Source organism: Sphingomonas sp. BL-S-29, from assembly GCF_055521495.1.
The window spans coordinates 4054105-4079234 of sequence record NZ_CM145482.1 but is presented as its reverse complement, the minus strand read 5'-3'; the positions used below and the strand labels follow the sequence as shown (position 1 = coordinate 4079234).

General features: G+C 65.1%; 23 protein-coding genes and 1 pseudogene. 15 read left to right on the top strand and 9 right to left on the bottom strand.

Annotated elements, in window-relative coordinates:
- Positions 1-23: 23 nt before the first annotated feature.
- The 12 genes from nuoH to ACZ1I2_RS19290 all read left to right on the top strand — a co-directional run bounded on the left by nuoH (position 24) and on the right by ACZ1I2_RS19290 (position 11935).
- Positions 24-1202, top strand: a complete 1179-nt coding sequence (nuoH, locus tag ACZ1I2_RS19345) for an NADH-quinone oxidoreductase subunit NuoH (RefSeq protein WP_465176160.1) — start codon at positions 24-26, stop codon at positions 1200-1202.
- On the top strand, positions 1199-1684 hold the full coding sequence (gene nuoI, locus ACZ1I2_RS19340) for an NADH-quinone oxidoreductase subunit NuoI (protein ID WP_372852491.1): 486 nt from the start codon (positions 1199-1201) through the stop codon (positions 1682-1684). Before nuoH ends, nuoI begins: the two co-directional genes overlap by 4 nt.
- A 33-nt stretch (positions 1685-1717) precedes the next feature.
- Positions 1718-2329 carry an NADH-quinone oxidoreductase subunit J gene (locus ACZ1I2_RS19335; RefSeq protein WP_465172566.1) on the top strand — a complete coding sequence of 204 codons (612 nt, stop codon included), beginning with the start codon at positions 1718-1720 and terminating at the stop codon, positions 2327-2329.
- 139 nt (positions 2330-2468) lie between these two features.
- Complete coding sequence (gene nuoK, locus ACZ1I2_RS19330) at positions 2469-2774, top strand: NADH-quinone oxidoreductase subunit NuoK (RefSeq protein ID WP_372852487.1); 306 nt, start codon at positions 2469-2471, stop codon at positions 2772-2774.
- A gap of 4 nt (positions 2775-2778) precedes the next feature.
- Positions 2779-4854: an NADH-quinone oxidoreductase subunit L gene (gene nuoL / locus ACZ1I2_RS19325; protein WP_465176161.1), complete on the top strand. Its 2076-nt coding sequence runs from the start codon at positions 2779-2781 to the stop codon at positions 4852-4854.
- A complete protein-coding gene (locus tag ACZ1I2_RS19320; RefSeq protein WP_465176162.1) occupies positions 4851-6383 on the top strand; it encodes an NADH-quinone oxidoreductase subunit M in 1533 nt (510 codons plus the stop codon). The genes nuoL and ACZ1I2_RS19320 overlap by 4 nt, the downstream gene beginning before the upstream one ends.
- Positions 6380-7819, top strand: coding sequence for an NADH-quinone oxidoreductase subunit NuoN (gene nuoN, locus ACZ1I2_RS19315; RefSeq protein WP_465176163.1), 1440 nt, complete (start codon positions 6380-6382; stop codon positions 7817-7819). The genes ACZ1I2_RS19320 and nuoN overlap by 4 nt, the downstream gene beginning before the upstream one ends.
- Positions 7820-7866: 47 nt before the next feature.
- Complete coding sequence (locus ACZ1I2_RS19310; RefSeq protein WP_465177107.1) at positions 7867-8616, top strand: biotin--[acetyl-CoA-carboxylase] ligase; 750 nt, start codon at positions 7867-7869, stop codon at positions 8614-8616.
- 101 nt (positions 8617-8717) lie between these two features.
- On the top strand, positions 8718-9500 hold the full coding sequence (locus ACZ1I2_RS19305) for a type III pantothenate kinase (RefSeq protein ID WP_465172571.1): 783 nt from the start codon (positions 8718-8720) through the stop codon (positions 9498-9500).
- A gap of 129 nt (positions 9501-9629) precedes the next feature.
- The gene (locus ACZ1I2_RS19300) at positions 9630-11267 is read left to right on the top strand and encodes a ribonuclease J (RefSeq protein WP_465176164.1); all 1638 of its coding nucleotides are present in this window, start codon (positions 9630-9632) and stop codon (positions 11265-11267) included.
- 4 nt (positions 11268-11271) lie between these two features.
- On the top strand, positions 11272-11553 hold the full coding sequence (locus tag ACZ1I2_RS19295) for a DUF1467 family protein (RefSeq protein ID WP_465172573.1): 282 nt from the start codon (positions 11272-11274) through the stop codon (positions 11551-11553).
- Between the two features lie 64 nt (positions 11554-11617).
- Positions 11618-11935, top strand: coding sequence for a GIY-YIG nuclease family protein (locus tag ACZ1I2_RS19290; protein WP_465176165.1), 318 nt, complete (start codon positions 11618-11620; stop codon positions 11933-11935).
- A 68-nt stretch (positions 11936-12003) separates the two neighbouring features.
- On the opposite strand, the gene bfr is transcribed toward ACZ1I2_RS19290, so the two are convergent.
- The 6 genes and pseudogenes from bfr to ACZ1I2_RS19260 all read right to left on the bottom strand — a co-directional run.
- On the bottom strand, positions 12004-12489 hold the full coding sequence (gene bfr, locus ACZ1I2_RS19285) for a bacterioferritin (protein WP_465172575.1): 486 nt from the start codon (positions 12487-12489) through the stop codon (positions 12004-12006).
- Positions 12490-12586: 97 nt separating this feature from the next.
- Complete coding sequence (locus ACZ1I2_RS19280) at positions 12587-12757, bottom strand: (2Fe-2S)-binding protein (RefSeq protein ID WP_372852469.1); 171 nt, start codon at positions 12755-12757, stop codon at positions 12587-12589.
- A gap of 79 nt (positions 12758-12836) precedes the next feature.
- Positions 12837-14108 (bottom strand): DUF418 domain-containing protein, encoded by a 1272-nt coding sequence (locus ACZ1I2_RS19275; protein WP_465176166.1) that lies wholly within the window; start codon positions 14106-14108, stop codon positions 12837-12839.
- A 114-nt stretch (positions 14109-14222) separates the two neighbouring features.
- On the bottom strand, positions 14223-16439 hold the full coding sequence (purL, locus tag ACZ1I2_RS19270; RefSeq protein ID WP_465176167.1) for a phosphoribosylformylglycinamidine synthase subunit PurL: 2217 nt from the start codon (positions 16437-16439) through the stop codon (positions 14223-14225).
- Positions 16440-16663: 224 nt separating this feature from the next.
- Positions 16664-17563, bottom strand: coding sequence for a radical SAM protein (locus ACZ1I2_RS19265; RefSeq protein WP_465181670.1), 900 nt, complete (start codon positions 17561-17563; stop codon positions 16664-16666).
- Between the two features lie 18 nt (positions 17564-17581).
- Positions 17582-17740: pseudogene (locus tag ACZ1I2_RS19260) on the bottom strand (SPASM domain-containing protein); the annotation flags it as partial.
- A gap of 438 nt (positions 17741-18178) precedes the next feature.
- On the opposite strand from ACZ1I2_RS19260, the gene ACZ1I2_RS19255 reads away from it, so the two are divergent.
- Complete coding sequence (locus tag ACZ1I2_RS19255; RefSeq protein ID WP_465176168.1) at positions 18179-20179, top strand: GMC family oxidoreductase N-terminal domain-containing protein; 2001 nt, start codon at positions 18179-18181, stop codon at positions 20177-20179.
- Here the strand turns inward: ACZ1I2_RS19255 and ACZ1I2_RS19250 are convergent.
- Entirely contained in the window at positions 20166-20894 is a 729-nt protein-coding gene (locus ACZ1I2_RS19250; RefSeq protein WP_465172579.1) for a helix-turn-helix domain-containing protein, read from the bottom strand. The genes ACZ1I2_RS19255 and ACZ1I2_RS19250 overlap by 14 nt on opposite strands.
- Positions 20895-20989: 95 nt before the next feature.
- Positions 20990-21286, bottom strand: coding sequence for a PqqD family protein (locus tag ACZ1I2_RS19245; RefSeq protein ID WP_465176169.1), 297 nt, complete (start codon positions 21284-21286; stop codon positions 20990-20992).
- A gap of 102 nt (positions 21287-21388) precedes the next feature.
- Between ACZ1I2_RS19245 and ACZ1I2_RS19240 the strand changes: the two genes are divergently transcribed.
- Positions 21389-22303 carry an HPr kinase/phosphorylase gene (locus ACZ1I2_RS19240; protein WP_465176170.1) on the top strand — a complete coding sequence of 305 codons (915 nt, stop codon included), beginning with the start codon at positions 21389-21391 and terminating at the stop codon, positions 22301-22303.
- On the top strand, positions 22300-23139 hold the full coding sequence (locus tag ACZ1I2_RS19235) for a sulfotransferase domain-containing protein (protein WP_465176171.1): 840 nt from the start codon (positions 22300-22302) through the stop codon (positions 23137-23139). The genes ACZ1I2_RS19240 and ACZ1I2_RS19235 overlap by 4 nt, the downstream gene beginning before the upstream one ends.
- Here ACZ1I2_RS19235 and ACZ1I2_RS19230 read toward each other — a convergent pair.
- Complete coding sequence (locus ACZ1I2_RS19230; protein ID WP_465176172.1) at positions 23133-25064, bottom strand: asparagine synthase-related protein; 1932 nt, start codon at positions 25062-25064, stop codon at positions 23133-23135. The two genes, ACZ1I2_RS19235 and ACZ1I2_RS19230, sit on opposite strands and share 7 nt — an antisense overlap.
- Positions 25065-25130 lie beyond the last annotated feature (66 nt).

Below are 25130 nucleotides of genomic sequence, written 5' to 3'. Positions count from 1 at the left end.
TCTGTGAAGGGAGGGCTGAACTGATGACCGCTCTCTTCGTCTCCTGGGGCATGCAGTTCGAATGGGCGTGGTTCCTCGCCACGATCATCGGCATCCTCGTCATCGCCCTGCCGCTGATGCTGGCGGTTGCCATGATCATCTATGCCGATCGCAAGATCTGGGCGGCGATGGCGCTGCGCCGCGGCCCGAACGTGGTCGGCCCGTTCGGCCTGTTGCAGAGTTTTGCCGATGGCCTGAAGGTCTTCCTGCAGGAAACCATCATCCCGACCAGCGCGAACAAGGGCCTGTTCCTGCTCGCGCCGATCATCACCTTCACCGTCGCGCTGATCGTCTGGGCGGTCATCCCGTTCCAGGCGGGCGTGGTGCTGGCGGACATCAATGTCGGCCTGCTCTATGTGCTCGCGGCCTCGTCGCTCGGCGTCTACGGCATCATCCTGGCGGGCTGGTCGTCCAACTCGAAATACCCCTTCTACTCGGCGATCCGCGCCGCGGCGCAGATGGTGTCGTACGAAGTCGCGATCGGCTTCGTGCTGATCTCGGTGGTGATGTGGGCGGGCAGCTTCAACCTGTCGGACATCGTCGTTGCCCAGAAGGGGCTCTACGGCTTCGTCAACGGCTTCTACGCCAATCCGCTGCTGTTCCCGATGGCGATCGTGTTCTTCATCTCGTCGCTGGCCGAAACGCAGCGCGCGCCGTTCGATCTGACCGAGGCGGAGAGCGAGCTCGTCGCCGGCTACCAGACCGAATATAGCTCGATGAGCTTCGCGCTGTTCTGGCTCGGCGAATATGCCAACGTCATCCTGATGTGCGCGCTCAACGCGACGCTGTTCTGGGGCGGCTGGTTGCCCCCGCTCGACTGGGCGCCGCTCTATTACGTCCCGGGCATCATCTGGCTGTTCGCCAAGATGCTGTTCTTCTTCTTCGTGTTCAGCTGGGTGAAGGCCACCGTCCCGCGCTACCGCTACGACCAGCTGATGCGGCTGGGCTGGAAGATTTTCCTCCCGCTGTCGCTGTTCTGGGTGTTCCTGGTGTCGAGCTTCCTGATGCTGACGCGGGTCGGCACCGAGTGCGATCCGTCACAGCGCGTGTATCTCAAGCAATATGCGACGGCTGAGGGGCTCTATCAGGCGCAGCGTCCTCAATATCCTACCGACGGCGCGTGTCGCAGCCAGCTCGTCGTCCAGCCGGAGAAACGCCCGTGAACGTCGGCCAGATCATCAAATCCTACACCCTGTGGGAATTCGTGAAGGCGCACGCGCTCACCCTGAAGTATTTCTTCAAGGCGAAGGCGACGATCAACTATCCGTTCGAGAAGAACCCGATCTCTCCCCGCTTCCGCGGCGAGCATGCGCTGCGCCGCTATCCGAACGGCGAGGAACGCTGCATCGCCTGCAAGCTGTGCGAGGCGGTGTGCCCGGCCCAGGCGATCACGATCGAGGCCGAGCCGCGCGAGGACGGCAGCCGCCGCACCACGCGCTACGACATCGACATGACCAAGTGCATCTATTGCGGCCTGTGCCAGGAAGCCTGCCCCGTAGATGCCGTGGTCGAAGGGCCGAATTTCGAATTCGCCACCGAAACCCGCGAGGAGCTGATCTACGACAAGGCGAAGCTGCTCGATAATGGCGATCGCTGGGAACGCGCGATCGCCGCGAACCTTGCCGCCGATGCACCGTACCGTTAAGCGCCAGCCGAATCCGAGGGGCCTCCTGATTCCGTGATACAGACACTCGCCTTCTACCTGTTCGCCGTGATGGTGCTGCTGTCGGCAGCGTTGACCATCACCGCGCGGAACCCGGTCCATGCCGTGCTGTGGCTGATCCTCGCCTTTTTCAACGCGGCGGGGCTGATGGTGCTGCTGGGCGCCGAATTCATCGCGATGCTGCTGGTCATCGTCTATGTCGGCGCCGTCGCAGTGCTGTTCCTGTTCGTCGTGATGATGCTCAACATCGATTTCGCCGAGCTGCGCAGCGGCTTCGCGCGCTACCTGCCGATCGGGCTGGTGCTGGCGATCGGCCTCGCGGCGGAGATCGTCGTCGCGATCGGCGCCTATAGCGCGGGCGCGATCGAGCTCAGCCGCCGCGCGGCGCCGATCGCTGAGGACGTGCCCAACATCCAGGCGATCGGCAACCTGCTCTACACCCGCTACCTGTTCATCTTCGAAGGCGCCGGCCTCGTCCTGCTCGTCGCGATGATCGGCGCGATCGTGCTGACTCACCGCGAGCGTGGCGGCACCCGCCCGCAGAACATCAACCGCCAGGTATCGCGCCGGCCGCAGGATGCGACCCGCAACACCCAGCCTGGCGTAGGGCAGGGGATCGAGCTGTGATCGCGTCCTCCACCCGTCATGCTGAACTCGTTTCAGCATCCATGCGCGTTCGCATCCTCTCGGGTGACGCTCGTGGATCGACTGTCCGCGCATGGACCCTGAAACAAGTTCAGGGTGACGAAGAAGAAGGATCCGGCCTGTGATCGGCCTGACGCATTATCTCGTCGTCGCGGCGATCCTGTTCGCGCTCGGCGTGCTCGGCATCGTCATCAACCGCAAGAACCTCATCGTCATGCTCATGGCGGTCGAACTGATCCTGCTCGCGGTGAACCTGAACCTCGTCGCCTTCTCCGCCTATCTCCACGATCTGGTCGGGCAGGTGTTCGCGATGTTCGTGCTGACGGTCGCCGCCGGCGAGGCCGCGATCGGCCTGGCCATCCTCGTTATCTATTTCCGCGGACGCGGCACGATCTCGGTCGACGACGTCAACCGGATGAAGGGGTAATTCGTTGATCCTCCTCATCGTCTTCCTGCCGCTGCTCGCGGCGATCGTCGCAGGCCTGGGCAACCGGGCACTCGGCAACACCGTCGCCAAGTCGCTCACGACCGGCGCGCTGTTCGTCTCGTGCCTGCTGAGCTGGCCGATCTTCATCTCCTATCTGGGCGGTGCCGAACCCAGCGTCACGCCGGTGTTCGACTTCATCCGCTCGGGGGATCTCGACGTCGCCTGGGCGCTCCGCGTCGATGCGCTGACCGCGGTCATGCTGGTGGTCATCACCAGCGTCTCCGCGCTCGTCCACCTCTATAGCTGGGGCTATATGGCGGAGGATCCGGATCAGCCGCGTTTCTTCGCCTATCTGTCGCTCTTCACCTTCGCCATGCTGATGCTGGTGACCGCGAACAACCTGGTCCAGATGTTCTTCGGCTGGGAAGGCGTCGGTCTCGCCTCCTATCTGCTGATCGGTTTCTGGTTCAAGAAGCCCAGCGCCAATGCTGCCGCGATCAAGGCGTTCGTCGTCAACCGCGTCGGCGATCTCGGCTTCATGCTCGGCATCTTCGGCACCTTCCTGGTGTTCGGCACGGTGTCGATCCCCGACATCCTCACCGCTGCGCCCGGCATGGCCGGTTCGACCATCGGCTTTCTCGGCCAGCGCTGGGATACGATGACGATCCTGTGCCTGCTGCTGTTCGTCGGCGCGATGGGCAAGTCGGCGCAGCTCGGCCTGCACACCTGGTTGCCCGACGCGATGGAGGGCCCGACCCCGGTGTCGGCGCTGATCCACGCCGCGACGATGGTCACCGCCGGCGTGTTCATGGTCTGCCGCCTGTCGCCGATGTTCGAGACGAGCCCGTTCGCGCTTCACGTCGTGATGACGGTCGGCGCCGCGACCTGCTTCTTTGCTGCGACCGTCGGCCTGGTGCAGACCGACATCAAGCGCGTCATTGCCTATTCGACCTGCTCGCAGCTCGGCTACATGTTCTTCGCGGCGGGCTGCGGCGCCTATGGCGCGGCGATGTTCCACCTGTTCACGCACGCTTTCTTCAAGGCGCTGCTGTTCCTTGGCGCCGGCTCGGTGATCCATGCGATGCACCATGAGCAGGACATGCGTTATTATGGCGGCCTCAGGAAACATATCCCGATCACCTTCTGGGGCATGATGGCGGGCACGCTCGCCATCACGGGCGTCGGCATCCCCGCGGTGTTCGGCAATCCGCTCGCGATCGGTTTTGCCGGCTTCCATTCGAAGGACGCGATCATCGAAGCGGCCTGGGCCGCTGGCCAAGGCGGCGCCTCGATCGTCGGCATGATCGTCGCGCTGCTGACCAGCTTCTATTCCTGGCGCCTGATGTTCCTGACCTTCTGGGGCAAACCGCGCTGGGCGCAGTCGGAGCATATCCAGCACGCGGTGCACGACGCGCATGGCCATGGCCATCACGACGATGCGCCTGCCGACGAGACGTCCGCGCACGGCGCGCATCACGACGATCACGCACATCACGACGATCATGGTGACGGCACCGGCGGCTATCATCCGCATGAGAGCCCGCTGCCGATCCTGATCCCGCTGATCCTGCTGTCGATCGGCGCGGTCGCCGCCGGCTTCGTCTTCCACGGCTATTTCATCGAACCAGCGGCGGGCGAGGAATATTGGAAGGGCAGCATCGCCTTCAGCGAACATCTGATGCACTCGATGCACGAAGTGCCGCTGGGCGTGAAGCTGTCGGCGTCGGTCGCGATGCTGCTCGGGCTGCTGGGCGCGTGGCTCGCCTATATCCGCAACCCGGATTTCCCGGCGAAGCTCGCGGGGCAGTTCAGCCTGCTCTACGATTTCCTGCTCAACAAATGGTATTTCGACGAGCTGTACAACATCCTGTTCGTCCGCCCCGCCTTCGCCCTTGGTCGCCTCTTCTGGCACCGCGGCGACGAGAAGACGATCGACCGCTTCGGGCCCAACGGCTCGGCCTGGGTCGTCGCGCTCGGCTCGCGGGTCGCCGGCAGGGTCCAGACCGGATATGTCTATACCTATGCCTTCGTCATGCTGATCGGCCTGACCGCCGCTATTACCTGGGCGATCACACGATGAGCGGTTTCCCCATCCTGTCGCTGATGCTCGCGATCCCGGCGATCGCCGCTGTCGCGTGCCTGTTCGTCAGTGCGACCAACGCGCGCTGGATCGCGCTGATCGCGACCCTGGTCGATCTGCTGCTCGGCATCGGTCTGTGGGCGCAGTTCGATATCGGCGGGCCGCAATGGCAGTTCGTCGAGGCGCACGAGAATCTGTTCGGCCCGATCGGATGGAAGCTCGGCATCGACGGCTTCGCGCTGATGCTGATCATGCTCAGCGTGTTCCTGATGCCGATCTGCATCGGCGCCAGCTGGGTCGCGATCGAGAAGCGCGTCCAGGAATATATGTGCGCGTTCCTCGTCACCGAGCTGCTGATGATCGGCACCTTCGCGGCGCAGGACCTGTTCCTGTTCTATATCTTCTTCGAAGCCGGCCTGATCCCGATGTACCTGATCATCGGCATCTGGGGCGGCGCGAACCGCATCTACGCGTCGTACAAATTCTTCCTCTACACCTTGCTCGGCTCGGTGCTGATGTTCATCGCGATGCTGTGGATGGCGCAATATGCCGGCACCGCCGACATCCCGACCCTGCTCAACACCGATTTCCCGGCGCATGCGCAGACCTGGCTATGGCTCGCCTTCTTCGCCTCCTTCGCGGTGAAGATGCCGATGTGGCCGGTCCATACCTGGCTGCCCGACGCGCACGTCCAGGCGCCGACCGCCGGCTCGGTCATCCTGGCGGGCGTGCTGCTGAAGCTCGGCGGCTACGGCTTCCTGCGCTTCTCGCTGCCGATGTTCCCGGAGGCGTCGGCCGAGTTCGTCTGGCTGATCTTCGGCCTGTCGGCGGTCGCGGTGATCTACACCTCGCTGGTCGCGCTGGTTCAGTCCGACATGAAGAAGCTGATCGCCTATAGTTCGGTCGCGCACATGGCGATCGTGACGATCGGCCTGTTCGCCTTCAACCGCCAGGGCATCGAAGGCGCTATGGTCGTCATGCTCAGCCACGGCCTCGTCTCGGGCGCGCTGTTCCTCTGCGTCGGCGTGATCTACGATCGGCTGCACACCCGCGAGATCGACCGGTATGGCGGCCTTGCGATCAACATGCCGCGTTACGCGCTGTTCTTCATGCTGTTCACCATGGCCTCGGTCGGCCTGCCGGGCACCAGCGGCTTCGTCGGCGAGTTCCTCTCGCTGGCCGGCACCTACAAGGTCTCGACCACCATCACGCTGCTGTGCACCACCGGCATCATCCTCGGTGCCGCGTACATGCTCTATCTCTACCGCCGCGTCGTGTTCGGCGATCTGACCAAGGATGACGTTCGCGCGATGCCCGATCTCAGCTTGCGCGAAATCGCGCTGCTCGCCCCCATCGCGGCGGTGGTGCTGTGGATGGGCGTCTATCCGGAAAGCTTCCTCGCCCCGATGCGCGGTGACGTCGCCACGCTCGAGGCGCGCATCGCCCGCGCCGCGCCCGCCGGTGACTCGCTGCCGACTGCAGGGAAACCTGCCGCCCCCGCCGCGCACCATGGGGAGGCACATCAATGAACGCCTCCCTGCTCATGACCTTGCCGGAACTGGTGCTGACCGCCGGCGCGCTGATCCTGATGCTCGCCGCCGCCTGGGGCGGACAGGCCTCGACCAAGGCCATTTCCTGGACGTCGGTCGCGGTGCTGTTCGGCGCCGGGATCGCGCTGATGGGCCCGGCCTCGTCGGGGGGTGAGGCGTTCGACGGCCTGTACCGCGCCGATGCCTTTGCCGCGTTCGCCAAGGTGCTGATCTATATCGCGGCCGGCGTCGCGATCCTGGTCGCCCCGCGCTTCTTCCAGCAGACCTCGGGCGACGATCTGCGTCCCGAATATCCGGTCCTGATCCTGCTCTCCGCCATCGGCATGGGCATGATGGTGTCGGCCGGCGACCTGCTGACGCTCTATGTCGGTCTCGAGCTGCAGAGCCTTGCCGCCTATGTGCTGGCGAGCTTCATGCGCCGCGACGCGCGGTCGGCCGAAGCGGGCCTCAAATATTTCGTGCTCGGCGCCTTGGCGAGCGGCATCCTGCTCTACGGCATCAGCCTGGTTTATGGCTTCAGCGGCACGACGCTTTTCTCGCTGATCGCCGATGCGTACGGCGCGGGCCATTCGCTCGGCCTGACCTTCGGCCTGGTATTCGTCTTTGCCGGCCTCGCCTTCAAGATCAGCGCGGTGCCGTTCCACATGTGGACGCCCGACGTGTACGAAGGCGCGCCGACGCCGGTGACGACCTTCTTCGCCTCCGCGCCCAAGGTCGCGGCGATGGCCCTGGCGGTGCGTGTCGCGGTCGAGGCGATGGGCCCGGCGACCGATCAGTGGCGCCAGATCGTGATCTTCGCCTCGCTCGCCTCGATCATCTTCGGTGCGGTCGCCGCGATCGGCCAGAGCAACATCAAGCGCCTGCTCGCCTATAGCTCGATCAACAATGTCGGCTTCGCTTTGGTCGGCCTCGCCTGCGGCACCGCCGAGGGCGTGTCGGCGGTGCTGATCTACCTGACCATCTATATCGCCATGACGCTCGGCAGCTTCCTCGTCGTGCTCCAGATGCGCGACCAGAGCGGCCAGCCGGTCGAGACGATCGCCAGCCTCTCGGGCATGTCCAAGACTCAGCCCGGCCTCGCGTTGGCGCTCGGCCTGTTCATGTTCAGCCTGGCCGGCATCCCGCCGCTGCTCGGCTTCTATGCGAAGTTCGTGGTGTTCCAGGCGGCCGTGCAGGCGGGGCTCTTCCCCTTCGCGGTGGTCGGCATCGCGGCCTCGGTGATCGGCGCCTATTATTATCTGCGCGTCGTGAAGACGATGTATTTCGATGATGCCGCGACGGCCTTCGCGCCGATCGACAGTAAGGTCGAGGGCGGGTTGATCGCGGTTGCCGCGACCTTCATCTCGCCGATCGGCTATCTCGCCATCCCGTGCCTCGGCGCCTGGGCTGCGGCCGCTGCCAAGGCGCTGTTCTGACGCATACGATCCGCACCGTCACGGAGACGGGGTCGACCAACGCCGACATGCTGATGCTCGCCGGCAGCGGGGCAGGCGAGGGGCTCTGGCTCCGCGCCGGGCGCCAGACCGGCGGCCGCGGGCGGCAGGGAAGGGCCTGGTCCTCGCCCGAAGGCAATCTCTACGCAAGCACGCTGGTCCGCCTGCGCCCGCACGATCCACAGGCGTCCACGCTGGCCCTGGTGGCCGCCGTGGCGCTGGAGGAGGTCGTTCGCGCCTACCTTCCTTCCCTGTTCCCCCGCGAAGGCGGGGGGGCAGAGTCGCAGAGCGCGTCGCTTGTGGCTCTGGACCCCCGCCTTCGCGGGGGAACGGCGGGGGTCGGTGGGCTGGCGATCAAATGGCCCAACGACCTGCTGCTCGATGGGGCGAAGCTCTCCGGTATCCTGCTCGAACGCGCTGATGATGCGGTGGTGATCGGCATGGGGGTCAACCTCGCGCACCACCCGACCGATCTCGAACGCGCCGCCACCAGCCTCGCGGCGCACGGCGCGGCGCCCGATCCGGCCGACTTCCTCGAAACCCTCGCCGCCGCCTTCGAACGCTGGCTCGGCATCTGGCGCGTCGAGGGGCTCGCCCCGATCCGCGCCCGCTGGCTGGAACGGGGATATCAGCCCGGCACCGCGCTTACCGCACGCCTGCCCGACGGCAGCGCGATCGACGGCCTGTTTCAGGGCCTGAACGCGGAGGGCGCGCTCATCCTGCGCTTGGCGGACGGATCGAGCCGTGTCATTCACGCCGCCGACGTCTTCCTGATCTGATATGACTCCGTTCGTTTCGAGCGAAGTCGAGAAACAGGGCTTGGCGCCAGGCAAATGTGTCTCGACTTCGCTCGACACGAACGGAAGGGATTGAGGTTCGCATGCTGCTCGCGATCGATGCCGGCAATACCAATGTGGTCTTCGCACTTGTCGATAGCGGCACGATCAAGGCGCGCTGGCGCATCGCGACCGACCCGCGCCGCACCGCCGACGAATATGCCGTCTGGCTCAGCCAGCTCCTCACGCTCGAAGGTTATGACCGGAGCGCCGTGACGGGCGTGATCATCGCCACCGTCGTCCCGCGGGCGCTCCACAATCTCCAGACGCTCGCGCGCAAATATTTCGGCGGAGAGCCGCTGATCGCCGGCCAGCCTCCGGTCGAATGGGGCATGCAGCTCGATGTCGAGGAACCGCACGCCGTCGGCGCCGACCGCGCGGTCAACATGATCGCGGCGCATGCGCTCCATGCCGGCGACCTGATCACGATCGATTTCGGCACTGCGACCACGTTCGACTTCTCGGACTTTCGCGGCGCGTACAAGGGCGGGATCATCGCGCCGGGCATCAACCTGTCGCTCGACGCGCTCGTCACCGCCGCGGCCAAGCTGCCGCGCATCGCGATCGAGGCGCCGGCCAACACCAGCGTCATCGGCCGCGACACGGTCAGCCAGATGCATATCGGCATCTATTGGGGCTATATCGCGATGATCGAGGGGCTGGTCTCGCGCATCAAGGCGGAGGTCGGGCGGCCGGTAAAGGTCATCGCGACCGGCGGTCTCGCCACGCTTTTCGAGAAGCAGACCGACGTTTTCGACGTGATCGAACCCGACCTCACCATTCAGGGGCTGGCGATGTTGTGGGATCGCGCCCATATAAGGGTCTGATGTGCGATCCCGGCAAGGGGTCCCGTGGCGTTACCGCCATCTCCATCGCGATATTATTCAGCGCTGACCGCGCATCCAGTACGTCCCCGCACTCGCGTGGACTCCACGACAAGAAAGAACAAAAACTACGTGACTCCCAATAACGAACTCCTCTTCCTGGCCCTTGGTGGGTCGGGGGAGATCGGCATGAACGTCAATCTCTATGGCTGCCGCGGCAAGTGGCTGATGGTCGATTGCGGCATCACCTTTGCCGACCCCCAATATCCCGGGATCGACGTGATCCTGCCCGATCTCGCCTTTATCGAGGAACAGATCGACAATCTCGTCGGCATCGTGCTCACCCATGGTCATGAGGACCATATCGGTGCGCTGCCTTACCTCGCCGAGGATCTGGGCGTGCCGCTCTACGCGACGCCCTTCACCGCCGGCCTGATCCACGGCAAGCTCGAGGAAGAGGGTAACGCCGATCGCGTCCGCCTCAACATCGTGAAGCCCGGCCAGCGCGTCGATATCGGCCCGTTCGGCGTGAACTTCGTGCCGATGTCGCACTCGATCCCCGAAGCCAACGCGCTGCTGATCGACACGCCGTACGGCCGCATCTTCCACACCGGCGACTGGAAACTCGATACTGCCCCCGTGCTCGGCCAGCCGGCCACGCCGGAGCAGCTCGAGGTGATCGGCGACGAGGGCGTGCTCGCGCTCGTCTGCGATTCGACCAACGTCTTCAATCCCGAGCCTTCGGGCTCCGAGGCCGAGGTCCGCGTCGGCCTGGCCGAAGTGATCGCCAAGGCCAAGGGCCGCGTGCTCGTCACCACCTTCGCCTCCAACGCCGCACGGCTGCACACGCTTGGCCAGGTCGCGCGCGAGACGGGGCGCAAGCTCTGCGTCGCGGGGCGGTCGCTCGACCGCATCCTGAAGGTCGCGCGCGCGACCGGCTATCTCAAGGATTTCCCGGAGACGGTCGATCCCGATGCGGCGATGCGCCTGCCTCGCAACAAGGTGCTGATCGTCGCCACCGGCGGGCAGGGCGAGGAGCGCGCCGCGCTGGCCCGCGTCGCCGCCGGCACGCATCCGATCAGCCTCGATGCGGGCGACACCGTCGTCTTCTCGTCGAAGCAGATTCCGGGCAACGAAGTCGCCATCGGCCGTATCCAGAACCAGCTCGCCACCAAGGGTATCGAGATGATCACGGAGCGCCAGGCGCATGTCCATGTCTCGGGCCATCCCGGCCGGCCCGAGCTGGCCGCGATGTATCGTTGGATCCGCCCCGAGATCCTGATGCCGGTGCACGGCGAGATGCGCCATCTGATGGAGCAGGCGCGTTTCGGTCTGTCCGAGGGTATTCCGCGCGCGCTGGTGCAGACCAATGGCGACATCGTCCGGCTCGCCCCCGGCGCGCCCGAGAAGCTCGGCCATGCCCATGTCGGCCGGCTGGTGCTCGACGGCGACGTGATCCTGCCGGGTGACGGCGCGACGATCAACGAACGCCGCAAGCTGGGCCTGTTCGGCCAGATGTCGGTCGCGGTGGCGATCGATCGCGCCGGCAAGATGATCGGACAGCCCCAGGTCCGGCTTCAGGGCATCCCGGTGGAGGAGGATCGCGATCCCTTCCTCGACGAAGCGATCGACGCGGTCATCGAGGCGACCCGCAAGGGCGGCCGCGACCGCGACCGGCTGCGCGAGGATATTCGCCTGTCGGCCCGCCGCGTCGCGACGCGGTGGACCGGCAAGAAGCCCATTGTCGACGTCTTGCTGATCGAGGCCTGATCCGATGCGCTGGCCGTCGATGCTCGCGATCTACTTCCTGTTCTGGGCCTTGTCGGTCTTTCTCGTCCTGCCCTTCGGGGTCAGGACGGCAGACGAGGCAGGAACCGAGCGCGTGCCCGGCCAGGCCGAAAGCGCGCCCCATGAATTCCGCGTGGGCCGCACGGCGCTGCGGGTGACGATCGTCGCGACCATCCTGTTCGGCATCTTCCTGCTGAACTACTCCTATGGCTGGGTGACCCCCCAGACGCTTGATTTCTACGGCCTGTCGAACGAGGCGGCGCGGTAAAAAGGCTGAGGTCTCAATCCTCCGTCATGCCGGACTTGTTCCGGCATCCATGTTTCGGCGATAGATGTCGCTCGTGAGAGAACGGCAGCCTTGCGTCTATATCTTGGCCAGCGGCTTTTACGGTCGCGTCTATACGGGCGTAACCTCGAACCTGGTCGGCCGCATCCAGCAGCATCGCGACGGCATGTTCGATGGGTTCACCAAACGCTATAATATCAAGCGCCTCGTCTGGTTCGAGGTCGGCGACACGATGGACGGCGCAATCGCGCGCGAGAAAACGATCAAGAAATGGCCGCGCGACTGGCGGATCAACCTGATCGAGCGCGACAATCCGGCATGGAACGACCTTGCGGTGGGGTTCGGGCTGGATCCGCTACCATAACGCTTGTTGCCCGATGGACCCCGGAACAAGTCCGGGGTGACGGTTATTTCACGTCAGGCGTTTCCGCCTCACCCATCCTCATCCGCGGATTTGCTCTGCAGCTGCACATAATTGGCGATGCCCATGCGCTCGATCATCTCGAACTGGCGCTCCAGGGTGTCGACATGCTCTTCCTCGCTGTCGAGGATGCGGCGGAACAGGTCGCGGCTGACATAGTCGCGGACCTTCTCGGAATGCTCGATCGCGTCGCGCAGCAGCGGCAAGGCCTCCATCTCCAGCGCGAGATCGGCCTTCAGCACTTCCTCGACCGTCTCGCCGATGCGCAAACGCCCGAGCAGCTGGAAATTGGGCAGGCCGTCGAGGAACAGAATGCGCTCCGACAGCATGTCGGCATGCTTCATCTCGTCGATCGATTCGTGCTTCTCGAACTCGGCCAGCTTGCGCACGCCCCAGTGATCGAACAGCCGGTAATGCAGCCAATATTGATTGATCGCGGTCAGCTCGTTCTTGAGCGCCTCGTTCAGATAGTCGATGACCTTGGGGTCGCCCTTCATGTCGTGTCTCCGTAATGCCTGCGTAACCTAACGCAGAACAGGGACTCCGAACAGGCGAAAAATGGCGGAAATCTGCGGTTTTTCGTGCCTGCGAACGCTACGCAGCCGCACGTTCCTCGTCGATAATGGCTCTCGCGAACGGTACGCACTGGCCGCATTTCGGCTGGCGGCCGAGCGTCCGATAGGCCTGGCAGGCACTTTTTGCGCCGCCGCGCGCTGCCTCGCGCACATCCTGCTCACGAATCGCATTACAGATACAAACGACCATGGGTGCTCCCTCGCCTGACCCTGATCTAGGGCTAATGCGAACCAGTCGCAAGCGCTTTTGCGCATCAGTCGCAGAAGACTTAATTGTCCCCGGCCGCCCCGCGAATGGGCTGGAACCGCATCCGCGCCAGCGATCGCCACAGCCATTCGAGCGGACCGAATCGGAAACGGGCGAGCCAGGGCTTCGACCAGAGCAGCATCAGCACCCACACCGCGATCACCACCGGATAGAGCTGCGCGCGTGACAGATATCCGTACCAACCGAGCCCATAGCCGTAGAACAAGGTGGTGCAGACGATGCTGGTGCCGAGATAATTGGAAAAGGCCATGCGCCCCGCCGCGCCGATCCGCGTGACGATGGCGCCGCCGCGCTGCGCCAGCAGCACGATCAGGCAGGCCCAGCCGATGATCATCAGTGGCCGGACCAGCGTGGGCAATGCCAGCGCGCCGAGCACCAGCGGGAATAGCGCGAAATCGTGCGAGGCCACGTACCAGGCAAGCGCCATATAGGCTGGCACACCAGTCCCGAAGCCGATCGCGATCCAGCGCAGATACCGCTTCCGCTCCCACGTGCCGGTCAGCATCCCCGCTTTGAGGCAGGCCATGCCGAGGAGCATATAGGCCAATGTCTCCGCCCCGACAAAGGCGACGGTCTGCAGCGTCGTCGACAGCGCCTTGGCCAGCCGGTGCGCCATCAGCGCCGGCCAGGGGCCGCGATGCAGCGCCAGGTCCTTTGCCAGCGCCTCCGGGGTCGGCACGCCGAATCCGCGCTGGAACTCCTGATATTGACGCACGGCCTCGGCGCTCGGTTTGGGCGCCTGCATCGCGATCTCGCTCGCGCGCACGCTCACCGTCACGGAGGAAATCAGCGCGAACTCGACCAGCAGCAGGAGGATCGCGATCGACACCAGCTTGTACGGCGCGGCCTTGCGGAACAGATACGCGATGCAGCCGATCAGCGCATAATGGTGGAGGATGTCGCCCCACCAGAGCAGGATCAGATGCGCCTCGCCGAACAGGAACAGCCAGAACATCCGCGAGAAATGCACCCTGGCCGGGCTGGTCCCCTTGGCCGTCGCCAGGTCGATCACCAGCAGGGTCGAGGCGCCGAACAGGAAGGAGAACAGGCCGCGCATCTTGCCGTCGACCAGCACGAAGTTGAACGCCCACACGGCCAGATCGGCGCCCCTATGCCCGCCAAAGGCCGCCGGGTTCATATAGGTGACCTCGGGCATCGCGAACGCCACGATGTTCATGATCAGGATGCCCATCACCGCGACCCCGCGGATCACGTCGAGCGTCGCAATCCTGCGCGGTCCGGCGAACGCGGCTGCCTCTTCCGTCGTCGTCATGCAGTCCCCCCGGTTTGCACATGTGCGGTGGGGGAAGCTACCGGCCGCAACGGCCAAGGTCCATGCCGAGCTGACGCATTTTCGGACCGATCCGGGCCGGTCTCCGCCAAGGGCTCAGACGATCGTATCGCCCATCAGGGTCGGGAAGAAACCCTCATGCGCCGCGCGCAGATCGGCCAGGGTCACGACATGGTCGTCGTCGGGCAACTCGAAGATCAGCCGGCCGGCAATGGTCCGCCCGATCCGCTCGACCTCGATCCCCGCGGCACCGGCGCCCGCCAGCGTGTCGAGCAGCGCATGGTCGGCGACCGTCACGACATACAGCCCCTGGTCTTCGCCGAACAACGAGCAGGCGACGCCACAGGGCAGGGGGGCATGCAGCATCGCGCCGATGCCGCTCGCCAGCGCCATCTCCGCGATCGCCACCGCGACGCCGCCGTCGGACACGTCGTGCACCGCGGTGAACGCGCCCGAGGCGATATGCGCCCGCACGAACTCGCCGTTCCGGCGCTCAGCGGCGAGATCGACCGGCGGCGGCGGGCCCTCTTCGCGGCCATGCACGTCGCGCAGCCACAAGGACTGGCCCAGATGCCCGCGCCGCGTGCCGACCAGCAGGATCACGTCGCCCGTGCCCTTGAACGCGATCGTCGCCGATTTCGACCAGTCGTCGAGCAGCCCGACGCCGCCGATCGCCGGGGTCGGCAGGATCGCGCTCCCGGTGCCGTCGTCATTCTTGGTCTCGTTGTACAGCGACACATTGCCGCTCACGATCGGGAAATCGAGCGCAGCGCAGGCCTCGGCCATGCCCTCGATGCAGCCGACGAACTGGCCCATGATCTCGGGCCGCTGCGGGTTGCCGAAATTCATGCAGTCGGTCGTGGCGAGCGGCTTTGCGCCCACCGCGGAGAGGTTGCGATACGCTTCAGCGATCGCCTGCTTTCCGCCCTCATAGGGATCGGCATAGCAATAGCGCGGGGTGCAATCCGTGGTGATCGCCAGCCCCTTGCTCGTCCCATGCACGCGCACCACCGCGGCATCGCCGCCCGGGCGTTGCACCGTGTCGGCGCCGACCATGTGGTCGTACTGCTCCCAGATCCAGCGCCGGCTGGCGACATCCGGCGAGCCCATCAGCTTCAGCAGATCGGCCGCGATATCGTTCGTGTCGGGCACGTTGGTCAACGGCGCCGCCGGCGGGGTCTTCACCCAAGGCCGGTCATAAGCCGGCGCTTCGTCGGCCAGCGGCCCGAGCGGAATGTCGGCGACGGTCTCGCCCTGCCATTTCAGCACCATCCGCCCGGTGTCGGTGACATGGCCGATGACCGCGAAATCCAGCTCCCATTTGTGGAAGATCGCCTCGGCGAACGCTTCACGGCCGGGCTTGAGCACCATCAGCATGCGCTCCTGGCTCTCGCTCAGCATCATCTCGTACGGCGTCATGCCGGTCTCGCGCTGCGGCACCGCGTCCATCACCAGCTCGATGCCGACCCCGCCCTTGGACGCCATTTCGACCGAGGAGGAAGTGAGGCCCGCCGCGCCCATGTCCTGGATCGCCACGATCGCATCCGACGCCATCAGCTCCAGGCACGCCTCGATCAGCAGCTTCTCGGTGAACGGGTCGCCGACCTGCACCGTCGGGCGCTTCTCCTCCGAATCCTCGGAGAAATCAGCCGAGGCCATGGTCGCGCCGTGAATGCCGTCGCGCCCGGTCTTGGAGCCGACATAGACGATCGGATTGCCGATGCCGGAAGCGGCCGAATAGAAGATCTTGTCCTGCTCGGCGACGCCCACCGTCATCGCATTGACCAGGATGTTGCCGTCATAGGCGCGGTGGAAATTCACTTCGCCGCCGACCGTCGGCACGCCCACGCAATTGCCATAGCCGCCGATGCCATGGACGACGCCGGCGATCAGGTGGCGCATCTTGGGATGATCGGGCCGGCCGAAGCGCAGCGCGTTGAGATTCGCCACCGGCCGCGCGCCCATGGTAAACACGTCGCGCAATATGCCGCCGACGCCGGTCGCCGCGCCCTGATAAGGCTCGATGTACGATGGGTGGTTGTGGCTCTCCATCTTGAAGATCGCCGCTTGCCCGTCGCCGATATCGATCACGCCCGCATTCTCGCCCGGGCCGCAGATCACCTGCGGGCCGGTGGTCGGCAGCTTCTTCAGATGGATGCGGCTGGATTTGTACGAACAATGCTCGGACCACATCACCGAAAAGATGCCGAGCTCGGTCAGGTTCGGCTCGCGCCCCATGGCGTGCAGCACGCGCTCATATTCTTCCACGGAAAGCCCATGCTGGGCGACGATCTCGGGGGTGATCTGGCTCATGCCCGCGGGCTTTAGCGGGGGAGGGCGGCAGGGGCTAGGGGCGTCGATAGGAGCAACAGCTATCGAAACGGCAAAATTGCGTGGTGTCACGGGAGAGCCGGGTTACGGCTTAACTTACGGGGCAAAGCCCGACGGCTCGCTGGGGCTGCTATCTATGAGGGAGATGAGGTGGCTCGATGCGTCTTCCACGAATCATCAGCCTTGAGGTTCGTAGCTGGGCTGCCCTACGCGTCGGCAGAGCCAGAGAAGAACTCAAGCCCGGCTCCTTCGGCGATTGACCGGGCCTCATTGACGGCGTCGACAAACTGTTGCTGGGTCACAGGGTCGCTAAACAGACTTTCACTTCGATAAAAGTCAAAATAGCTGCGCCACTGCTCTCCCGTTGGCTTATTTAGGTGAGTAACAAACATCATGCCAAAACCCAATTCCACCGCTAATCGTGCGGCGGCTACAAGCTGATCAATATTGGACTTGCAGGCCACGAAATACCAGCCCAGACGAGGCATGTTAACCCCGAGTCTGGCTTTCTCTTCATTAATGGCTTGGATGCCCAGCATCGTCTTTTCTATCGTTCCACCTTTGTGTAAATACGCGTAGGTATCCGGCTCGGTTGCATCAATTGAAAGCATGATCTTGTCAACGCCGAGGTCGACAAGTTCAGCAGCGCGCTCCGGAGTAATTAGCTGCCCGGTGGTATTGAACATAAAGCGACATCCGTTCGCCTTGATTTCGCGAACCATTTCGATGAACCGTTTGTGTAGCATGCATTCGCCATTCTCATGGCCGATAACCTCAAGTGCGGTTCTAAATAGGGGCTTGACCTTGTCGAAAACGGAGTCGGGCATATGGCCGAGGCCGTATTGCATATCGGAATGATAAACAAAGCATTTCTGGCAACGAATATGACACTTTGAGCTCATATCCATAACAATGACTATGGGGCCCGTGTTGGGATTAACGACGCCGCCAGACCACGAATCATAAACGTCATAATAATTCGCAACTTTATCAAAACCAAAATCTCCGCCAATATTACGCCCAAAGCTATTCAAATGATCTATTGTGCGTGTCGGCGAAGAAAAGCATGAGCGGCAGGCGGCATTTAATCGGCTGCCCTGTGCCACCGAATCCCTTACGCTCTGAAAGGAGGCGCCGTTCCACAAACTCCGTATGTCGGAGATGGAATCGAGTGAGCCCATATTCTGAGGCCCACGAATGCAAGGCCTGGTTACTTGACCATCCCATTGGACGTATAGAGTGGTCCAAGGCTGACTGCAGAACGGTAATTTCTCAGTTTCCATGGCTGGAGCATGCCAAAATCGTGATACGCCAGCAAGCAGTACGCGACGCGTGATCGCGAATATGGACAGCTTACGCAGTCCGTCGGCATGTCGATGCCATGACGCTGCCGCGAGGTTTTTCGAGCCCGAGAATGTGTCCGCCCAGGTCCGCGATGGGCGCGCCGGCGTGAATTCCGACGATTTCAGTGCGCTGACGTCGACCACCCCGGTATTCGCGCCAGAGGTCACCGATCGTCGGCAGGCGACGATCTCGGGGGCGATTTAGTCCATGCTCGTGGGCTTCAGCGGGACGTGCGCGCAGCGACAGGGCGCAGTCGTCACAGCATCGCTTCTCCGGCCGAAGCGGAAAACCATTCGGTCGCACTTCCGACGCATCCCCCTCGCCGCTGCAATATCGCTCCGCTAGCGTCACGACCGGGACCAAGGGGGCAATCGGCGATGCGCGAACCGTTCAATCCGCTGCAGGCGGTCATCCTCAAGGCGTTGACCGAGGCGCTGTTCCACGGCGTCGACATGAAGATCCCGCCCGAACGCGTCGTCGCCAATCTCCAGCATCAGTTCGGCATGGTCGAAGGGGGCAAGCCGCGCGAGATCGGCTTCACCCTTTATCTGATCTGCCTGTTGATGGGCGGCCCCTTCTTCCTGTGGATGGGCCCGGCCTGGCGCAAGCGGCGCGTGGCGAAGCGGCTCCAGCGCAGCCGCAACAACCTCATGCAGGATCTCGCTCGCATCCGGGGCATCATCTATGCCGGCTATTACGGCCACTGGATCGGCGCGGCGGAGGCCGACAATGACGCCAATCCCATCTTCCAGGCGATCGGCTTCGAGCTTCCCCACCAGCGCAAGCGCGGCCTGGGCGAGGTGGCGATCGCGCCCTTTCCCGGCCGCGATCTCGGCCATGACGATGTGCTCGATCCCGCCGAGGCGCCGGCCTCGGCCGAGGTCATCGTCATCGGCTCGGGCGCCGGCGGCGCCGTCTCCGCCGCCAATCTCGCCTGCCATCACGATGTACTGGTGATCGAGGCCGGCCCGCATTTCCCCTCGGGCGCGATCACCCATGAGGAACGCCGCATGACCGCGCGGCTGTTCGTCGACGGCGGCGTCCAGACCAGCCGCGACCATGACATCGTCGTCTTTCAGGGCCACTGCGTCGGTGGCTCGACCGTCATCAACAACGGCATCGCGCTGCGCGTGAAGCAGGACGGCCTCACGCACCCGCATGCGAACGACGTGTTCGCCACCTGGGCCGCGCTCGGCGCGCCGGTCGACGTCGCGCGGTTCGAGGAATCCTATCGCGCGGTCGAGACCCGGCTCGGCATCGAACCGATCGATCCGAAGGCCGGCCGCAACAACGGCACGCATCTGCTGAACGGCTGGGCGACGCACGCCGGCGCCAGCACCGACCCGATGGACACCGCTGCCCCCGCGCTCTGGTTCAGCAAGAATTATGGTCCGCGCAGCCTCAAGGCGGACTGCGCCTATTGCGGCTATTGCAACACCGGCTGCCCTTACGGCCGCAAGCAGGGCATGGCCCAGTCCTTCCTGATCGACGCCCGCCGCTCGGGCGCCCGCATCCTGCCCGAGACCCGGGTCGAGAAGATCGTCTGGGGCGATCCCGATCTCGAAGGGCGCCGCGTCGCGACCGGCGTGGAGGTCCTGCTCCCCGACGGCAGCCGACGCACCATCGCGGCGAAGAAAGGCGTGGTCGTCGCCGCCGGCACGATGGCGTCGAGCCGGATCCTCGACAAGAGCGGCATCGAAGGCACGGGGGAGGGCATCTCGCTCAACATCGCCTGCCCGGTGGTGGCGCTGATGCCCGGCCAGGTCCGTGCCTGGGACGAGGATCAGATGGCGACCTATGTCGATCGCGGCGACTTCCTGCTCGAATCGCATTTCCAGCCGCCGATGAGCATGTCGACCCTGATGCCCGGCTGGTTCGGCCGCCATGCGAAACGCATGCTCAACTACAACAAGCTCGCCTCGGCGGGCATCCTCTTCCCCGCCGACCGCCAGGGCCGGCTGATCGGCGGCTCGCTCCACTTCAAGCTCCGCGCCGATGTCGAGCTACCCCTGCTCCGCCGTGCGCTCGGCACGCTGGCCAAGGTGCATTTCGCCGCCGGCGCGACCGAAGTCTATCCAGCCCTCGCCCGCGGCCAGACCCTGCACCGGGGCGAGGACGTGGATGCGTTCTTCGATCGCCATATCGGCGAGGCGGACGACGTCACTTTGTCCAGCTCGCATCCCCAGGGCGGCAACGCGCGCAATGCCGATCCGGAAAAGGGCGTGGTCGACCTGGAGTGCCGCGTCCACGGCACGGCGAATGTGCTGGTCACTGACGCCAGCACCTTTTCGAGCTGCATCCGCGTGAACGCCCAGCTCACCACCATGGCGATGGCGCATTATGCGACGGCGACCGACCCCTTCGTCAGCGCGTCCTGAACAGCAGCTGGAAGGGCTGGGCGGGCGTGCCCGCCACGGACCTGAAGTTCATATAGGGCGCCCGGTTGAACCAGATTTCGTACTTCCGGCCCGGCAAGGTCGTGCAACGGAGCGTGAAGGTCCGCCGGTCCGCTGAAACCTGAGGGCGCGGCTCGCATGTCGGATAGGTCTCCTCCGACATCTGAACGAAGGAATAGCTCCCGTCGCGCATCGCCTGGTCGAACGTGACCGAGAGCGTGAGCGACCCGGACGGGATCGTGCTATCCCGCGCCGGATAGGTCGCGACGACCCTGGGTGCAGCGGCGGGGACCGGGCCTTCGTTCTTCTGGTCGGGTGCCGAGACCCAGAACATGATCGAGGACAGAGTCAGGAATATCATCAGTAGTGCTCCACCTGCATAGAGGAGCAGGCGGTTGCCGCCTGCGGTCCGCATCGCGTCCCGACGGCGAACAGCCATGGCGGCGATCCCGTCGCCAACCCCGATATCCTTGTCCCCAAGGAATTTGGGGACTTCCGCATCGGTTGCGCACAACAGGCGCGCCGCCTCGCGGCTGCTCGACACCCCGAGCTTGCGCCGTGCCTCCCGCAGGCGTTCGTTCACCGTGTGCACTGAAAGCCCGAGGGCATTGGCGGCCGATTTGGCGTCGTGGCCAGCGAACAGGAGCCGCAACGCCTCTCGCTCCCGCTCCGAAAGGCTGGCGATACGGTCGGTCAAGAACGGCTCCCGCATTGTCGGTCACGACCGACTTTGCAGGCGTCGCGGGGCGCTATCAAGACGGCAACGCCCACAGAGCAACTGCGGTCCTGGCTTCAGTCCAGCAACCTCTCCGCCTGGAGAAAGTCGAGAAACGCCAGCGTGTCGGGCTCCACCGTATCGACCGGTACGCCATAGGCCTCAGCGAGCGCCTGGCAGAGATCGCCGACGCGGGTCGGGGTTTCCAGCCGATGCCAGATATCGCGGCTGGTCGCGGTCAGGGCGTAATATTGATCATTGTCGGCGCCCATCAGCACGGTTTCCGCGCCGAGCTGCGCATCGAGGATCCCGTCCTTGCGCACGACCACCCTGTCCATTGCCATCATCGTGTCGAACCCTTTCGGACCTGCCATCGGCACAGTATAGGAATCGTCCGGCATTCATGGTCGGATAAAATGTCCCACCGTCGATATTTCTCCCGCTTTTCCGCGCGGGGGCGAAAGCTGCCGGAGCGCATGAACGATTACGGTCTTTTCGGCTGGCGCGTGCGAAGCGCCCTGCCGCTTCCCGATCTGCTGCCGTGGCGGGGCAATGCCCGCGACCCGGACCTTGCCGTGGAGATCGGCGCGGTGCCGCCGCTCGATCCGGAACAGCCGGTTTTCAGCCCCGCCGTGCAGATCCTGCCGACCGGCGCGCGTGTGACGATTCCGGCGGTGGCGGATTATTGGGTCGAGGCCGGGCGGCGGGTGATCATCCAGCCGGTGCTGCCGCTGGAGGCGCCCGATATCCGCGTGTTCCTGCTCGGGTCGGTGCTCGCCATTCTCTGCTTTCAGCGCGGGCTGGTGCCGCTTCACGCCAGCGCGGTCGATATCCATGGCCACGTCCTGCTGCTGTCGGGGAATTCCGGCGCGGGGAAATCGACGCTCGCCGCCGCCTTCGTCCAGCGGGGCTATCGGCTGCTCGGCGACGATCTCTGCGCGCTTGACCTGGACGGGCCGGACGGACCGAAAATCCGTCCCGCCTTTCCGCGCCTGAAGCTGTGGCGGGATTCGGCCGATCATCTCGCCATTGCCACCGACGGCCTGGAACGCAGCCGGGAGGAGCTGGAGAAATACCATATCCCCCTTGGCGAAACCGGCTTCCAGCCCGATCCGCTATCGCCCGTCTGCACCCTGTTCCTGCGCGCCAACCACGCGTCCGGGCCACCGCGCCTCCGGCGGTTGAGCGGGCTGGAGGCCTTGCGACGCTATGATCTCGTGCACCGCTGGAAGCTGGGGCTCGGGCTCGGCCAGCAGGCGCTGATGTTCAGGGGCATGGCCCGGCTGGTGGAAGCGGCCCCGGTGGTCGAGGCGACGCGCAGCGACGATCTCGCCGATCTTCCGCGCCTGGTCGACTCGATCCTGGCCTCGCTGAGCGCCTCGCCGCCATGACGGACATCTACTGGCTCGCTTCCTATCCGAAATCGGGCAACACCTGGCTGCGGCTGCTGCTGCAATCCTGTCTGGCGGGGGGCGGGGCGGTCGACATCAATGCGATCGCGCTGGCCGGCCGGCGGGGCAAGGATCGCGCGCAGTTCGACGAGGATATCGGCATCGCGTCGGCGGATTTGACCGAGGACGAGATTCTGGCCTGGCGCCTTGCCGCGCTGCGCGCCTGGGCGCGGGCCGAGACGCCGCCGGTCTTTTTCAAGACTCATGAAATGCGGAGGCCGGTTGCGGGGATCGCCAGCCTGTTCCCCGCCGACCTGACATCGGGCGCGATCTATCTGGTGCGCGATCCGCGCGACGTGGCGCTGTCGCTGGCGCGGCATCTGGACGTGAGCGTCGATGCCGCCATCGCGGTGATGGGCACGCCCGGCCAGCGGATGGAGCGGTCGCGCCATCGCCTGCGACCGCAGCTGTTCGATCATTGGGGCAGCTGGAGCGAGAATGTCGAGGATTGGTGCGCGCCGCGGCCCTTCCCGGCGCATATCGTTCGGTACGAAGCATTGCGCGCGGAACCCGAGGGCGCCTTGGCCGGGATCCTCGCCGCTTTGGTTCTTCCGGTCGATCCCGAGGCCGTGCGGCTGGCGATCGCGGCCACCACGATCGAGACGCTGCGCGCACAGGAGGCGGACAAAGGCTTCACTGAATGGGAAGGGCGGGCGTTTTTCGGCGAAGGCCGGGTGCAGGGCTGGCGCGACCGGCTGACACCGCACCAGGTCGCGCGGATCGAGGCCGATCACGGACCGGTCATGCGTCGCCTCGGCTATCTCCCGGCCTATTGATTGCTGCCCTCGGCCCAGCGGATGAAGCGGCCGGTCTGAATCGCGCGCGGTATCAGATGCTCATAGTCGAAGCGCCGGGCCGCCGCCGCGGCGGCATCGGCGGGCCACGTGTCGATCAACTGCTTCAGCCGCGGCAGATCCAGCATCTCGGCGGCGAGCGGCACATGGCTCAACCGGTCGATCTCGTCGGCGAAACGCGCGCGCTGGACGGACAGGCGGGCGAACCATTCCGGGTTCTGCTGGCCATAGCGCCGTTCGGCGATCAGGGCGGGCGGCAGCCGGTCGGCCAGCGTGCGCCGGGCGAGGCTGCGCGGTTCTCCGCCCAGGAGATACTGGTCGCGCGGGATCGCCAGGCAGAAATCGACGAGATCGGGGTCGGCCAGGGGATCGCGCAACTCGAAACCATAAAAGGCTCTCAGCGTGCCGAGCGTCTCGAGAATGCGGATCCGCTGCGTCTGCAGGAAATGCGCCGCCAATTTCCGACTGTCGGGGCTGATCTGATAATGCGCGTCCACCTTCGAGGCGCGCAGCATGGCCTCCAGATCGATCTCCGCTGCAAACGTGGCGCGGATCGCGGCATAGCTTGCCCAAGGGCGCTCGCCGGGATGCCGCCGGCGCCACAGCCCGTCGCGCACGGCAGGGGGCAGGGAGGGCGCCAGGACATGAGCCTTGATCATGGTCCACAATGATTGCTGCCGGAACCGTGCCGCGCCGGGCAGGAGCTGGAAGAGCTTGTCCAGCCGCCCGGCCCGCGCATAGTCGCCCAGCCCGCGCAGGCCATCGAAGCTCAGCGTCATATTGCCCATCGCACCGGTCAGCAGCGCGACATGCCCGTCGTTTCGAGCGGCGCGATAGGCCGCGTCGAACCAGCCGATGTGATTGGCGATGAACTGCATGCGCCCCCCGGCGACGAACAGGGCGGTCGGGTCCTCCTCGAACGACGCGGGCTCGGTCGAATGGCAGAAACGGGCGTCGAGATTCGGGTAGCGTGCGGCGAGCGCCTCGACATGCGGCCGCTCGCGATCATAACGGCCCTGGGTGCTTTCGACCGCCTGTCCCGGCGGCGGCTCGGCGGTATAGGTCTGGAGGGTAGCCGGCGCGATCAGGCGCGCCGCCGTGGCTGCGACCGCCGCGCTGTCGAGCCCGCCGGAGGCGAGCACGCCCGGCGTCCTCGCGCCGCGCAGCTGGCGCCGCACTGCCTGGTCCAGGCGCTCGCGTGCCGCCTCGACATAAGCCTGCGGTGTCGGCAAGGTCAGGCGGCGGCTGGGGTCGGGGCGCCAAAAGGCCCGTTCCCGCACGCCTCGGGCATCGGCCGTCAGATGCGTTCCCGGCGGCAGCAACCGGATCTGCCGGTAGAGCGTATCCGCTGGATCGGCGACGTGAGCGGTGAAGTGAAGCGCCAGCTGCAACGGATCGATCTGCCGGGGAACGCTCGGGAACTGGTGGAGCGCGCTCAAGGTGGTGGCGAACCAGAAGCCTTTCCGCCGCGCATGCCAATAGACGACCCGGATCGTCATCGGCGCGACCACCAGGTGCATCTGCCGCCGGTTCGGATCCCATAGCGCGAAGGCATAGTCGCCCTTCAGCCGGTGCAGTTCGTCGAAACCATATCGCTCGATCCACGCCGCGGCGATCCGGGAATCGGGCGATCGCGGCGGTAGGCCAAGGGCCGCGCTCATCCCGGAAGGGTCGAACAGATAGCCATTGAACAGGATGACGCGCCCCGCCGGGTCCTCGATCGGCTGGCGTTCTCCGCGATCTTCCTCGGTCACGATCCGCTGAGCGAGCGCCAGCGCCGCATGCTCGTCAAACCAGGCGCGCGGCGGCCCGACACCGGCCGCGAGGAATCCCGCGCCCGCCCGCGCTCGATCGTCCGGTGAGCCTTCTTCCCGCTCGAAGGCGAGATAGCCGCGGAATTCCGTCATGCGGGCAGTGTCGATGGCGCGCGGGTCATGGTCGGCCCTGCAAGGTCATGGCGGGCGCCGCCGTGC